The organism is Massilia sp. 01N410, assembly GCF_056399665.1.
In genome coordinates this window covers 88,226-101,363 of sequence record NZ_JBFTRV010000020.1, presented here as the reverse complement: position 1 = coordinate 101,363, position 13,138 = coordinate 88,226, and the positions used below count along the sequence as shown (strand labels likewise).

General features: G+C 66.5%; 13 protein-coding genes. 3 read left to right on the top strand and 10 right to left on the bottom strand.

Annotated features, from left to right (window positions below):
* The 4 genes from AC1DOP_RS22515 to AC1DOP_RS22500 all read right to left on the bottom strand — a co-directional run.
* Positions 1-356 (bottom strand): acyl-CoA dehydrogenase family protein (locus AC1DOP_RS22515; RefSeq protein WP_477253453.1); only part of this gene is annotated, 356 nt, incomplete at its 3' end.
* Positions 357-382: 26 nt separating this feature from the next.
* Positions 383-1,174: an ABC transporter ATP-binding protein gene (locus AC1DOP_RS22510; protein ID WP_441935213.1), complete on the bottom strand. Its 792-nt coding sequence runs from the start codon at positions 1,172-1,174 to the stop codon at positions 383-385.
* A gap of 9 nt (positions 1,175-1,183) precedes the next feature.
* The gene (locus AC1DOP_RS22505) at positions 1,184-1,924 is read right to left on the bottom strand and encodes an ABC transporter permease (RefSeq protein ID WP_442121289.1); all 741 of its coding nucleotides are present in this window, start codon (positions 1,922-1,924) and stop codon (positions 1,184-1,186) included.
* Between the two features lie 97 nt (positions 1,925-2,021).
* Entirely contained in the window at positions 2,022-3,014 is a 993-nt protein-coding gene (locus AC1DOP_RS22500) for an ABC transporter substrate-binding protein (protein ID WP_441935212.1), read from the bottom strand.
* A 334-nt stretch (positions 3,015-3,348) separates the two neighbouring features.
* On the opposite strand from AC1DOP_RS22500, the gene AC1DOP_RS22495 reads away from it, so the two are divergent.
* From AC1DOP_RS22495 to AC1DOP_RS22485, 3 genes are read left to right on the top strand one after another with little or no spacing between them, the layout of a single operon-like run.
* Positions 3,349-4,587, top strand: coding sequence for a nucleoside recognition domain-containing protein (locus tag AC1DOP_RS22495; protein ID WP_441935211.1), 1,239 nt, complete (start codon positions 3,349-3,351; stop codon positions 4,585-4,587).
* Between the two features lie 25 nt (positions 4,588-4,612).
* Positions 4,613-6,319, top strand: a complete 1,707-nt coding sequence (gene dacB / locus AC1DOP_RS22490) for a D-alanyl-D-alanine carboxypeptidase/D-alanyl-D-alanine endopeptidase (RefSeq protein ID WP_477253450.1) — start codon at positions 4,613-4,615, stop codon at positions 6,317-6,319.
* On the top strand, positions 6,316-6,900 hold the full coding sequence (locus tag AC1DOP_RS22485; protein WP_477253448.1) for a GNAT family N-acetyltransferase: 585 nt from the start codon (positions 6,316-6,318) through the stop codon (positions 6,898-6,900). The genes dacB and AC1DOP_RS22485 overlap by 4 nt, the downstream gene beginning before the upstream one ends.
* A gap of 29 nt (positions 6,901-6,929) precedes the next feature.
* Here AC1DOP_RS22485 and AC1DOP_RS22480 read toward each other — a convergent pair whose 3' ends face one another.
* The 6 genes from AC1DOP_RS22480 to AC1DOP_RS22455 all read right to left on the bottom strand — a co-directional run bounded on the left by AC1DOP_RS22480 (position 6,930) and on the right by AC1DOP_RS22455 (position 13,116).
* Positions 6,930-7,664: a hypothetical protein gene (locus tag AC1DOP_RS22480; RefSeq protein ID WP_477253446.1), complete on the bottom strand. Its 735-nt coding sequence runs from the start codon at positions 7,662-7,664 to the stop codon at positions 6,930-6,932.
* Between the two features lie 151 nt (positions 7,665-7,815).
* Positions 7,816-8,439 carry a M15 family metallopeptidase gene (locus AC1DOP_RS22475; RefSeq protein WP_441935207.1) on the bottom strand — a complete coding sequence of 208 codons (624 nt, stop codon included), beginning with the start codon at positions 8,437-8,439 and terminating at the stop codon, positions 7,816-7,818.
* A 10-nt stretch (positions 8,440-8,449) separates the two neighbouring features.
* Positions 8,450-9,355: a LysR family transcriptional regulator gene (locus AC1DOP_RS22470; protein WP_441935206.1), complete on the bottom strand. Its 906-nt coding sequence runs from the start codon at positions 9,353-9,355 to the stop codon at positions 8,450-8,452.
* 60 nt (positions 9,356-9,415) lie between these two features.
* The gene (locus tag AC1DOP_RS22465; protein ID WP_441935205.1) at positions 9,416-10,336 is read right to left on the bottom strand and encodes an N-acetylmuramoyl-L-alanine amidase; all 921 of its coding nucleotides are present in this window, start codon (positions 10,334-10,336) and stop codon (positions 9,416-9,418) included.
* A gap of 36 nt (positions 10,337-10,372) precedes the next feature.
* Positions 10,373-11,308: an N-acetylglucosamine kinase gene (locus AC1DOP_RS22460; RefSeq protein WP_441935204.1), complete on the bottom strand. Its 936-nt coding sequence runs from the start codon at positions 11,306-11,308 to the stop codon at positions 10,373-10,375.
* 257 nt (positions 11,309-11,565) lie between these two features.
* Positions 11,566-13,116, bottom strand: a complete 1,551-nt coding sequence (locus tag AC1DOP_RS22455; protein ID WP_442121288.1) for a glycoside hydrolase family 10-like protein — start codon at positions 13,114-13,116, stop codon at positions 11,566-11,568.
* Between the last annotated feature and the right edge of the window lie 22 nt (positions 13,117-13,138).

Here is a 13,138-nt window from a genome sequence, read left to right as displayed (position 1 = left end):
TCTTCATTGCCGAATTCAAAGATCGGCACCATCACCAGCGAGGATTGCACGCTCATCATCGAGCGGTAGCCGGAATCGACGCGCTCGACTTCGCGCGCGATCAGGCCGTACGACACATAGTTCAGGCCGGGGCCGCCGTACTGTTCCGGAATGGTCGGGCCCAGCAGGCCGAGTTCGCCCATCTCGCGGAAGATGGACGTGTCCATGGCTTCGTGGCGGAAGGCTTCGAGGATGCGCGGCTGCAGCTTGTCCTGGCAGTAAGCCGCGGCGGCATCGCGCACCATGCGCTCTTCGTCGGTGAGCTGCTGGCTCAGCAGCAGCGGGTCATCCCAGTGGAATTGGGCTTTTTGTCTCATGATGTTCTCTTTCTTGTCTTGTCGCTTCAGTCGGCGGTCGCGGTCAGGCGCTCGGCGTTCTCGTGGCGCTGCTGCTCTTCCATCACCAGCTCGCCCAGCATGCGCTTGATGCGGTTGAATTCCGGATCGGCCGGATCGCGCGGGCGCTCCAGCGTGATCGGCACGTCGCGCTTGATGGTGCCGGGACGGTAGGTCATGACGATGGTGCGGTCGGCCAGGTACACCGATTCCTCGATGCTGTGGGTGACGAACACGATGGTGGTGCCGAAGGTCTTCCAGATCTTCAGCAATTCGTCCTGCAGGTTGCGCCGGGTGAGGGCGTCGAGGGCGCCGAAGGGCTCGTCCATCAGCATGACCGGCGACTCCAGCGCCAGCACGCGGGCGATCGCCACACGCTGGCGCATGCCGCCCGACAGGTCCTTCGGATAGCGGGCGCGGAAATCCTGCAGCTTGAGCATGTTCAGCAGGAAGTCGACGCGCTCCCGGATCTGCGCGGCGCTGCGGCCCGCCACTTCCAGGCCGAAGGCGATGTTCTTCTCGATCGTCATCCAGGGGAAGAGCGCGTACTCCTGGAACACCATGCCGCGGTCGGGACCGGGCTCGAGGATCGGCTTGTCGCCGGCCAGGATGCGACCCGAGGTCGGATGCGAGAAGCCGGCGATCGCGTTCAGCAAAGTCGACTTGCCGCAGCCCGAAGGGCCCAGCAGGCAGATGAATTCGCCGCTGGCGATCTCGAGGTTGATGTCGCGCAGGGCGACGACCTCGCCGCCCTGGCCGGCGAACACCTTGTTGACGCCGTTGATGTGGATGGCTGTCATGTCGTCTCCTTAATGGTTGTCGAGACCGCGATGCCACTTCAGCAAGTGGTTGTTCAGCGCGCTCATGCCGGAGTCGATGGCCAGCCCCAGCAGGCCGATGGTGAACATGCCGGCGATGATCTTGTCGGACCAGAAGTATTCGCGTGCTTCCAGGATGCGGAAGCCGAGACCGTTGTTCACCGCGATCATCTCCGCGACGATCACGACGATGAAGGCGGTGCCCATGCCGATGCGCGCACCGGCCAGGATATAGGGCGTGGCGGCCGGCAGGATCACGCGGCGGAACATCGTCATCGGACCGACGCCGAGGTTGCGCGCCGCGCGGATATAGATCGAATCGACCTGGTGCACGCCGGCGATGGTGTTCATCAGGACCGGGAAGAAGGAACCCAGGCTGATCAGGAAGAAGGCCGGCGGATTGCCGAGGCCGAACCACAGGATCGACAGCGGGATGTAGGCGATCGGCGGGATCGGACGCAGGATCTGCACCAGCGGATCGAACAGTTTATACACGGCCTTGTTGGTACCCATCAGCAGGCCCAGCGGCAGGGCCAGGCCGGCGCCGATGGCGAAGCCGACCAGCACCCGCGTCAGGCTGCTGTAGGCGTCTTCCAGCAGTTCGCCGGACACCAGCCAGCGCAGATAGCTGCTCTGGGCCGGGTCGTAGGCGCTCAAGGGCATCAGGTACTCGCCCCATTTATGCAGCACGGCGAGGGGCGAAGGCAGGACCTGCGGATTCACCCAGCCCATGGCCGATGCGCCCTGCCACAGCAGCAGCGCCGCGAGCGGAACCGCGGCGCCATGGACCAGGCGCCGGAGCAACAGAAGATTCATCCCGACCCCTTGCTTATTTAGCGGACTTCTTGGCTGCCTGCAGCAGATCCAACTTGACCCAGTCCTTCGCGGCCGGCGGGTTCGCCATGCGGCCGACGTTGTACTTCATCATGTAGTCGGTGGTCAGCTGGACGTGTTCGACCGTGATGTCGTCGGTGAACTTGGCGTTTTCCATCGCGTCGCGGTAATCCTCGGACGACACCTGGTTCTTGAACATGGATTCACGCACATACTTCTCGGCCAGCTTCGGATCGGCCAGGAATTTGCGGGTGGCGTCCACGAAGCACTGCATGAAGCGCTGGGCGACGTCGCGGCGTTCCTTGTACAGCTTTTCCGACATCACCAGGGCGCGGGTCGGCTCTTCCAGCGGGGTGTCGTAGGGCTTGATGATTTCGGTGCCGTATTTCTTGTTGATGGCCTGGGTCGAGTAAGGCTCGGACTGGCTCATGGCGTCGATGTTCTTGGTCAGCAGGGCCTGGTTCAGGTCCGGATAACCCATGTAGACGACCAGCACATCCTTGCCCGGCTTGTCCGACCAGGTCATGTTGTGCTTCGACAGTTCGGCGAACAGCAGGATTTCCTGCGGGCCGCCGCGGGTGACGCCGACCTTCTTGCCCTTCAGGTCGGTGATCGAGTGGATGTTCAGGTCGGGACGGCCGACGATGCGCACGCCGCCCTTGGCGAAACCGGCCACCAGGTAGACCGGCACGCCGCTGGCGCGGCCGGAGATGGCCGCTTCCAGCGCGCTGGCCGAGACGTCGACTTCGCCCGCGATCATGGCCGGCACGATGTCCAGGCCCTTGGCGAAGACGCGCTCTTCGATTTTCAGGTTGTACTGCGGCGCGATTTCCTTCATGTAGGCGACGGCGCCGTAGTGGGCGAACTTCAGGTTGCCCAGGCGGACCAGGTCGGCCGCATGGGCCAGCGGGAATTGCGCGGCGGCTGCCAGGGCGACGGCCAACGTCTTGACGTTCAGGAATGCTTTGATGCGAGTGGCGAATGCCATTGCTGTCTCCTTGATGATTGATTGTTGTTGCACGACTCTGCGGTACGTTGCCAACAAAGCATGAGCAGTTTCCATGCCAGCGATCAAGGTGTTAGGGCTTTCTCCAAGTCCTTGTTTTAGAAGCACAAATAGATTGGCGTTAAAGGGATGGCACCGGCGATTCCGTGAATCCGCACAATCCGCCCCCGATCTGTCCGGAATGCCGCACGTCGACCGCGGCGCCGGTACATAACTTTTTCACATAGCCTCGGGGCATTCTTTCATCCTTGCAGCTTGCGCTACGCCTATACTCTCCGCTGCACAATTAAGCGCACGTTCGCCCTGACTACATCACATGGCTCTGAATTACATCTGGATCGGCTTTTTCCTGGTTGGCTTCGTCGCGGCGCTGGCCCAGTGGATCTTTCTCGGAGATACCGAGATCTTCAAGCGCATCATCGACGGCACCTTCGATTCCGCCAAGATGGGCGTGATGGACATCGCCCTGCCGCTGGCCGGCGTGATGACCCTGTGGCTGGGCCTGATGAACGTCGGCGAGAAGGCCGGCGCGGTCGGCTGGCTGGCGAAGATCATTTCTCCCTTCTTCTCGCGCATCTTTCCGGAGGTGCCGAAGGACCACCCGGCCACCGGCCACATGGTGATGAACTTCTCGGCCAACCTGCTGGGCCTGGACAATGCCGCCACGCCCTTCGGCCTGAAGGCGATGGAAAGCCTGCAAAGCCTGAACCCGAACAAGGACACGGCCAGCAACGCCCAGATCATGTTCCTGGTGCTGCACACGTCCGGCCTGACCCTGATCCCGCTGGCCATCATGGCCCAGCGCGCCATCCTGGGGGCGAAAGACCCCTCGGACATCTTCATTCCCTGCATGATCGCGACCTATGTCGCCACCGTCGCCGGCATCATCGCCGTGTCGATCCGCCAGCGCATCAACCTGATCAACGGCGTGGTGCTCGGCTGGCTGGGCGGCATGACGGCCGCCATCGCCGGCCTGATGTGGTACATGACGACCTTCCTCACCAAGCCGGAAATCGAGACCTTCTCGAAAGTCGCCAGCAACCTGATCCTGTTCACCATCATCGTCGTGTTCATCGTCGGCGCGCTGCGCAAGAAGGTGAATGTGTACGAGGCCTTCATCGAGGGCGCCAAGGGCGGCATCCAGACCTCCTTGACCATCATTCCCTACCTGGTCGGGATGCTGGTGGCGATCTCCGTGATCCGCAATTCCGGCGTGCTGGGCTTCGTGGTGCAGGGCCTGGAATGGCTGATCCGCCAGGCCGGCCTCGACACCGCCTTTACTCCCGCCCTGCCGACCGCGCTGATGAAGCCGCTCTCCGGCAGCGGCTCGCGCGCGCTGATGATCGACGCCATGAAGACCTATGGCGTGGATTCCTTCGTCGGGCGCCTGGCCTGCATCTTCCAGGGCTCGGCCGACACCACCTTCTACATCGTCGCCCTGTACTTCGGTTCGGTCGGCGTGCGCAAGACCCGTTACGCCATTTCCTGCGGCCTGATCGCCGACCTGGCCGGCATCATCGCCGCCATCTCGGTGGCCTACGTGTTCTTCGCTTGATTTTTGAATGAATAAAGGGACCAGCATGTTTCGCATCCGCCCGCTCGCCTTCGCCGCCCTCGCCACCGTCGCTTCCTTCAGCGGCGCGCTTCCTGCCCACGCCCAACTGCCGGAACCGGTCGCCCAGGTGCTGCGCAGCACCGGCATCGCGGAAGACGCCGTCAGCGTGCTGGTGCTGCGCGACGACCAGACCGTGCTGTCCCACTTGGCGGACCGCCCCATGCAGCCGGCCTCGACCATGAAACTGGTGTCGACCCTGGTCGGCCTGGAGACCCTGGGCCCGGTGTTCCGCGGCCGCACCGAGCTGCGCACCACCGGCGCGCTGCGGGGCGACACGCTGAAAGGCGACCTGGTGCTGCGCGGCGGCGCCGACGTCGACCTCTCGGGCGAAGCGCTGGAAAACATGCTGCGCAGCCTGCGCTACCAGGGCATCCGCAAGATCGAGGGCAAGCTCGTCGTCGACCGCCAGCTCTTCAATCCGGCGCGCACCGACCTCGGCGCGCCGCCCTTCGACGAATCGCCGGAAGCGTATTACAACGTCATCCCCGATGCGGCGATGATCAACAAGAACATGCTGCAGCTGGACATGCGCTCGACCGGCTCGCGCCTCAAGCTGCAGATGCAGCCCGAGCTGCAGGGCGTGAGCATCGGCCACGACATGAAGCTGATCGACGCCAACTGCAAGCAGTGGGACGACGGCTGGAAGCTGCCGGAAGTGGTGCCGCAGAAGAACGGCGGCATCAAGGTGATGCTGCACGGGACTTTCCCGAAGAACTGCGAGCAGAGCTATTCGATCAATGTGGTCGACCACCAGGACTACGTGGAGCGCCTGTTCCGTGCTACCTGGAAACGGCTCGGCGGCACAATTTCCGGCACCGCCGTCGAGGGCGCGACGCCGCCGGACTCGCGCCTGCTGGCCGCCCACGTCTCGCGCACGCTGCCGGAAATCGTCCGCGATACGAACAAACCTTCCGACAACCTGCTGGCGCGCCTGATCTTCCTGAGCCTGGGTTCACTGGAAGCAGACCCGGTGCTGGGCAGCCATCCGCAAGCCGGCGCCGCCGAAACGACCTTCTCGCGCAGCGATGCCGCCGTGCGCAACTGGATGCGCGCCCACGGCATCGACGACAAGGGCCTGGTGCTCGAAAACGGTTCCGGCCTGTCGCGCACCGAGCGTATCACCCCGGCGCAGATGGGCGGCCTGCTGAAGGCCGGCCTGCGCAGCCCTTGGGCGCCGGAATTTCAGTCCAGCATGCCGATCGTCGCCGTCGACGGCACCATGCGCCGCCGCCTGCACGACAGCCCGGCTGCCGGCCGCGCACGCCTGAAGACGGGCACCCTCAGCAACGTCGTGTCCCTGGCCGGCTATGTGCCGGACGCCACCGGCAAGCCGCTGGTCGTGGTGGCCATGGTCAACAGCAGCCTGGCCAGCAACGGCCGCGGCCGCGCCGTGGTCGACACCCTGGTCGACTGGGCATCACGCCTGGGCGGTCCTGCCCAGCCGGTGCTGCGCGTGCCGGGACAGCCGGCGCCGAGCCAGCCGACGCCGGGACCGCAGCCGACGCCGCAAGGCGTGCTGGCGACGCCGCCGGCTCAGCCCGAACAGCCGCTGCAGCCGGCCCAGCCCCAGACCCAGCCCCAGCAAGCCACCCAGCAGGGGCAGCAGCAGGGCCAGGACAGCAATCAGCGCCAGCCCATGCCGCCCGCTCCGGCGGCGCTGGAACGCCCGTGAGCGGCGACGCACCGGCACCGGTGCCTGCCTCCGCCTCCGCATCGGCAGGCACGCCCGCCGGCATCCGCATCCGGCGCTTCACAGCGCGCGAATGGCCGGCCTACCGCGCGCTGCGCCTGCGCTCGCTGGCCAACGCACCCGAGGCCTTCGGCAGCAGCTTTCAGGCCGAGGAAGCCTGGGCCCAGGAACTGTGGATGGCGCGCCTGACCGCGGCCAGCGTCTCGGGCCGCGACTGTCCGCTGGTCGCGGAATCGGCCGGACCGGACGACGCCGTCGCTGACATGCTCGGCCTGCTCTGGGCCAAGTGCGACGCCGAGGATGCCGGCATCGTCAACCTGTTCCAGATGTGGGTCGCGCCGGAAGCGCGCGGCCGTGGCGTGGCGGCGGCCCTGGTCGACGAAGCCGTGACCTGGGCGCGTTCGATCCGGGCGCACAGCGTCCGCCTGGGCGTGGTCTGCAGCAACCAGGCCGCGATCCGGCTCTACCTGCGCAAGGGCTTCCGCGACGTCGGCACGCCGGCGCCGATCCGCCCCGGTTCGGCACTGCTCGAGCAGACGATGTGCTTGAACTTGATGCAATAAAATTTCAAATTTAGCCTGTTTTTGAAACTTTATTGCGGCACCGAACTCGCCTTGACCGTCCCCGCCGCGTTGCCCGGCTGCGCGGGCGCCCCGGCCGCCCCGGCCAATGATGCGGCGCCGCCCGAGTTCCCCTGCGCCGTATTCGTGCCCGGCTCCATCCACGGCGTGCCGGCCAGGTTGGGCCTGGCTTCCACCAATGAGACATTCGCGCCGGTGCCCTCGCGGATCGCGCGCACCACATCCATCATGGTCGACTCGGTGAATTTTTCCGGTGTGCCGAGGAAGACGCTGCCCAGGCGCCGCGGCCAATGCATGATGCCGCCCTCGGGCTTGGTGAACACGGCAACCATGTCGAGGTGATAGCCGCTCTTGTAGGGGAAGAGGCAGGCGACCAGGTTCATGTCCTCGGTGCCGCGCACCCGCGGGGTCGCCTTGGCGGTCCATGCCGCGCCCTCGCAACTGGGGCCCCTGGCCACCGAAGAACCCGCCGGCACGCCAGTCGGATCGGCGATCTTGAAGTGGCCGGGCAGGTCGGTCGCCTCGACGCCGGGAGGCGTTGCCACCACCGCATCCTTGACGTTGCGGTTGATGCCGTCGGTGGCCGCCTTGGTGACCGATTGCGCGGGAGCGTCGGTCCTGATGTCGAATACCCGGTAGTACTCCACCGTCGTACTGCGCGACGCCAGCGGGTTGTTGCCGCCATCGGTGCTGCATCCTGCCAGCGCGGCCGACAGTCCGGCGGCCAGCGCGCAAGCCCGCGTCATAACTCTTACCGTGCCTCTCATCATGCACCCTCCCTGTTGGTTGGACGTCTGTGACGGCTCCAATTTTTACGCTTGCTCATGCATGACGAATGAGTTGGCTCAAGCGTGCGCGGGTGCCGTCAGCGTGGCGCCACAGGGATGCGGCAAGAACTCAGAGTACGCGGCGGAAGGTCTGGCGCACCAGGTTGCGGTCGCCGCAATCGAAATGCCACCATTCGGTGTTGATACCGACAAAGCCGGCCTGGAACATCGCCTCGCGCAGCAGGCGGCGGTTGGCCACCTGGGCTTCGGTAAGAGCACCGGTCTGCAGGAAACCTTCTTCCAGCTTCGGGTGCGAGAGTTCGGTCATGTCGTCGAAGCCGGTGCCCATGTCGAGCTCGCGGCCGGCTTCGTCGAGGATGGTGATGTCGAGCGCCATGCCGTAGGAGTGGATCGAGCCGCGCTCCGGATTGGCGAGATACATCTGCAGGCCGGTGCCCTCCAGCGCGTCCCACAGCTGCTGCTGCACGCGCTGGGGACGCAGGGCGTCCAGCACCAGCACCGTGCAGCCGGGCCGCTGTTCCTTCAACCAGGCCACCACGCGCTCGAGCGCCGCGGCGGCATCGACGTGCAGCCAGGCGCAGTCGTAGGGCGAGTACAGGTCGCGGCCGATGAAGTTGTCGGGGGTGGCGTAGCGCAGGTCGACGGCGATGCCGGCGATGCTGGAGAGGTGACGGAACTCGGGATCGCCGGCGATGTCCTCGCTGGCGATCGTCAAGGGCCCGGTAATGCTCATTGTCGACCTTTCACTGAGTTCCTTTGTCTAACAATGCGCGGGCGGCCGCGCCGATGCAGTTTGCCAGCTCGCGCGCACCGTGCGACAGCGGCGCATGGCTCGCCGTCAGCAGGTAGAGCTGGACCGGAATCGCCGGCGCCCACTGGCGGCACTGGACCTTGGCCTTGGCCGCCGAGGCCGCCGTGAACGGGTCGAGCACCGCGCTGCCGGCGCCCGCCTCGACCAGCGAGCGGGCGATCTGGTAGGTCTGCACCACGGTCTGGAATACCGGATGCACGTCCTGGGCCTCGCAGGCCGCCACCACCATTTCGCCGAGCGGGTCGCGGTCGGCCAGGCCGATCAGTTCGCCGGACAGGGCGCTCGGGGTGATCGGCTCGCGGCATTCCGCCTCGCTCCAGGTGCCGGCCGGCGCCATCACCATCAGGTTGCCGGCGGCGATCGCTTCGGCCTCGATGCCGGGGTGGCGCGGGTCGTGCAGGGACAGCGCCAGGTCGGCCTCGCCCAGGCGCAGGGCGTTGACGATCTCGCTGGTGTGGAAGGTGGCCAGTTCGCAACGGGTCTGGGCGAACTCGCGGCGCCACACCGTCAGGGCGGCCGGCAGCACGCTGACGGCGATGGTCGGCGTCGAGATCAGGCGCACGGTCTCGCCGGCGCGGTTCTTCAGGCTGGCGGCCAGGCGGCGGATGCCCTGCAGGTCGCGGTTCAGCTTTTCCGTTTCCGCGAACAGGCGGTGCGCTTCCGGCTTCGGATACAGCTTGCCGCGGACGCGCTCGAACAGCGGCATGCCCAGCTGCAGCTCGGCATGCTGCAGCACCTTGGTCACCGCCGGCTGCGAGATATGGAGAACCTGGGCGGCACCGCTGATGGTGCCGACCTGCATGATGGCGTGGAAAACTTCGATATGGCGCAGGCGCATCGCTTCACCCTTTGGAGCAGAAAGGGAAAGGATACGTAAAACTGGCGCTGCCGGAAAGCATCACTGCTGAACTTTTACCGGCGGTGTTGCAGGAATGGCTGCCGGATCGACCGTGGCGGGGGCTGGAGCCGGCAGCACGGGCGACGGCACCGGCGAAGTGATCACCGGCGACGGCAGCACTGGAGGTAGCAGCGGCAGCGGGCCGCTCGGGTTGGTCAGCGCCTCCAGCAGCGCGGCGGTTTCGACGTCGGGCATGCCGTCGATGTTCGCCGGACGGTATTTCATCTGGAAGGCCGACAGCACGGAGCGGGTCTGCTCGTCCATGTTGCCGGACTGGACCAGGCCATAGCCCCAGGCCGCCAGCTTCTTCTGGAACCAGGCCACGTCCGGCAGCTGGGTCTGGAAGATCGGCGTCACCACCGCCACGCGGGCGGCGTCCGGCCACACCACCAGGCCGGCGTCGGCCAGCTGCTTCCACGGGAACATCGGACCCGGGTCCTGCTTGCGCAGCGGGGCGATGTCGCTGTGGCCGAGCACGTTTTCCGGCGCGATGTGGTTGCGGGTGACGATGTCGCGCACCAGCGGAATCAGGGCGTCGATCTGGTACTGCGGGAAAGGCGCGTAGACGCGGCCGGCCGGGGTGTCCTTCCAGCCCGGATTGACGATCTCGATGCCGATCGAGCTGTTGTTCAGCTGGGTGTAGTTCTTCCAGCTCGAATTGCCGGCATGCCAGGCCGCGTTCTTCTCGTCGACCAGGTTGTAGATGACCGGCCTGGGCTCGTCGGTGAGCAGGTAGTGAGCGCTGACTTCCTGCTGCGTCAGGATCTTGATCGAGGTCGGGCGGTCGCTGACGGTATAGTGCAGCACCAGGAAGCGGGCGCGCGAGCTCTGGCCCTTGGCCGTGTAGGTCTTGTCATACTGCGGTCCGGTGGCGCAACCGGCCAGCAGGGCGATCAGGAGGGTGGCGGCAAGGCTTTTCATGGATGGTTCGTCTCGTCGAATGTTGAATGCTTGTTATTATGCAGCAGGGGTCGGCGGCGGTTCGAGCGCCATGCGCGCCGCCGCGTAATGGGCGCCGCCCGAGGTCTGGCTGAATGCCAGCCCGGCCGGCAGCAGCTCGCGCATCGCCGCCACGATGGACGGGTGCAGTTCTGCCGCGCGGCCCGACACCGCCACCGGGCGCGGTCCGAAGCGGGAAATCAGGGCCCGCGCCAGGCGCGCCAGTTCGGCGCCGGCATTGCGCAGGATGGCGGCGGCGGCCGGATCCTGGTCGGCCGTCGCCGCCACGGCCAGCGCCAGCTTGCCGACTGCGCCGCGTTCCTGGCCGTAGATGAACTGGCGGGAAAACGCCCAGTCGTCGCCGCCGACGTAGTCGAACACGGCCTGCGCCATCTTCGAGCTGCGCCAGGCGCCGGGAGATTCGTCTTCGAGGCGCCAGATGTGGCGCAGCGCCTCCTTCGCGATCCAGAAGCCGCCGCCGCCGTCGTCCAGCACCACGCCGCGGCCGCCGGCGCGGTGGAAGGTGCCGTCAAGGTCGATGAAGGCGCCGATCGAACCGGTGCCGGCGTACACCAGGTAGCCTTCGCCGGGCGCGAAGCTGGCGCGGTAGGCGATTTCCATGTCGCTGCAGAAGTGGATGCCGCTTGCCTGCATGTGCAGCAGCTCGGCCAGCCAGCGCTGCAGCAGTTCGCCCTCGCCGCCGAAGCCGGTCAGCCCGGCCTGCACGCGCGCCGGCACGCCATGGGGCAGCACGCTGGCGGCCAGCTCGGCAAAGGTGGCGCGCACGGTCTCGCGGCCATGCGGACTGCCCATCTGCAGGGCCGACAGCCCGGCGACGGTGCCTTCGGCCACGATCTGGCCGCCCGGCGCAGCGAGCGCCCAGCGGGTCTGGGTGCCGCCGGCGTCGATGCCGAGGCCCAGCTCAGTGGCAGCGGAGGATGAGGCTTGAATCATGGTCGAAGCGAAGTGTACGCCGGTCGGGCCGGGGCGTGCGAATGAAAGGTGGCCGTATGCGCATGAGTAAAGGTTATGGAGAGCACGTCGGCCCGCGGCCCTAGAACCGTCGTGCCCGCGACTTTTGCTCCGTCGCCCCCGCGAAGGCGGGGGTCCAAGTTCTGCTTGAGTTATCGAAATTTATGCAAACTTGGGTCCCCGCCTTCGCGGGGACGACGGTGGCTGGTGTCGCGGGGACGACGTGCAACTGCTAACGATTAGGCCTTCTTCCAGGCCATCACCCGAGCGCTCTCATTCCCCAACCGGTCAACCGCACTCACCACCACCAGATCCGCCGCCCCCAAAGTCGCATCGTCACCCACCAGCCACTCGTTCTGCCCGGCCGGCACCACCGCAAAGCGCCACTGGCCGCCATAGCGCGACCACACGGCATACAGGCTGTCTCCCTTGCCTGGCGCCAGCTTCAGGCGCAGCGCACTGCCCTTGCGGGTGACGGCCACCGAGGGCGCTTCCGGCTTGTCCTTGCCCAGCCAGGGCGTGGCCGGCACCAGCGCCGGGGTGGCGTAGGAGACCGTGCGCAGCTGGTCGCTCAGGCCCTTGCGGTTCTCCATCAGCGCGACCATGCTGAAATGGACGTGGCCGCCGGCGCTCGGGCGCGAGCGCGTGATGGCGATCTGGTCGATGATCTCCTGGGGCTGGTAATCCTTGGCCGGCGGAGCGATGCCGACCCGGCTGGTGTACAGGCCCGGCCAGACGTGGCGGCCCTGGCTGTTCTGGCCCAGCCAGTAGTCGAGCAGCACGTCGTAGGCCTGGCCCGGCTGCTTGATCGACCAGTACAGCTGCGGCGTGAAATAGTCGAGCCAGCCGTTCTGCAGCCAGGTTTCGGCGTCCGCGTACAGCTTGTCGTACTGCGAGAAGCCGGTGACGCCGGGCGGGCGGCGGTCCGGGCGGCCCAGGCCGAAGGGGCTGATGCCGAAGCGGACCCAGCTCTTCTCCTTGTGGATGCCCTCGTACATGGCCTGGATCAGGTGGTTCACGTTCTGGCGGCGCCAGGATGCGCGGTCCAGCTTGCCCCCTAGGGCCAGGTAGCGCTGCCAGGACGGCTCGTCCGGGAAGTCGAGTTCCGCCTTCGCCGCCTTGCCGTTCAGCGCGGTTTCGTTGCCGGCCGCGGCGTTGGGCGCCTCGATCGGGTAGGGATAGAAGTAATCGTCGATGTGGACACCGTCGATGTCGTAGCGGCGCACCACGTCGAGCACGACGTCGAGGGTCTGCTTGACCGCCGATTCCTCGCCCGGGTCCATCCACTCGAACTTGCCGTAGGTTTTGACGGCGGCCGGATTGCTGCGGGTGATGTGGTTCGGCGCGGCCGGCGACCTGGCGATGTTGTGGCGTGCGCGATAGGGATTGAACCAGGCGTGCAGCTCGAGCCCGCGCGCATGCGCCTGCGTGACCCAGAACTTCAGCGGGTCGTACCACGGTTGCGGCGGCTTGCCCTGGGCCCCGGTCAGGTATTCCGACCACGGCTCGATCTGCGAAGGATAGATGGCGTCGGCCGAGGGACGCACCTGCAGGATGATGGCGTTCAGGTTCAACGCCTTGGCGCGGTCGAGGATCGCGATGGCCTCGGCCTGCTGCTGGGCGGCGTTCAGGTTCTGCTTGCTGGGCCAGTCGATGTTGGCGACGGTCGAGACCCAGGCGGCGCGGAATTCGCGCGGCGCCGGCGGCGGCATGTCGCCATCGCCTGCGCCGGCGGTGGCGATCTTGCCGGCGCCCGGGGTCGTGGTACAGGCCGAGAACAGGCCACTCATCGCCAGCGCGCCGGCGACTCCC

Coding starts and splice junctions, on each gene's coding strand:
- AC1DOP_RS22510 (WP_441935213.1), bottom strand. CDS start 1,174: ATGACAGCCATCCACATCAACGGCGTCAACAAGGTGTTCGCCGGCCAG.
- AC1DOP_RS22505 (WP_442121289.1), bottom strand. CDS start 1,924: ATGGGCTGGGTGAATCCGCAGGTCCTGCCTTCGCCCCTCGCCGTGCTG.
- AC1DOP_RS22500 (WP_441935212.1), bottom strand. CDS start 3,014: ATGGCATTCGCCACTCGCATCAAAGCATTCCTGAACGTCAAGACGTTG.
- AC1DOP_RS22495 (WP_441935211.1), top strand. CDS start 3,349: ATGGCTCTGAATTACATCTGGATCGGCTTTTTCCTGGTTGGCTTCGTC.
- dacB (WP_477253450.1), top strand. CDS start 4,613: ATGTTTCGCATCCGCCCGCTCGCCTTCGCCGCCCTCGCCACCGTCGCT.
- AC1DOP_RS22480 (WP_477253446.1), bottom strand. CDS start 7,664: ATGACGCGGGCTTGCGCGCTGGCCGCCGGACTGTCGGCCGCGCTGGCA.
- AC1DOP_RS22475 (WP_441935207.1), bottom strand. CDS start 8,439: ATGAGCATTACCGGGCCCTTGACGATCGCCAGCGAGGACATCGCCGGC.
- AC1DOP_RS22470 (WP_441935206.1), bottom strand. CDS start 9,355: ATGCGCCTGCGCCATATCGAAGTTTTCCACGCCATCATGCAGGTCGGC.
- AC1DOP_RS22465 (WP_441935205.1), bottom strand. CDS start 10,336: ATGAAAAGCCTTGCCGCCACCCTCCTGATCGCCCTGCTGGCCGGTTGC.
- AC1DOP_RS22460 (WP_441935204.1), bottom strand. CDS start 11,308: ATGATTCAAGCCTCATCCTCCGCTGCCACTGAGCTGGGCCTCGGCATC.
- AC1DOP_RS22455 (WP_442121288.1), bottom strand. CDS start 13,116: ATGAGTGGCCTGTTCTCGGCCTGTACCACGACCCCGGGCGCCGGCAAG.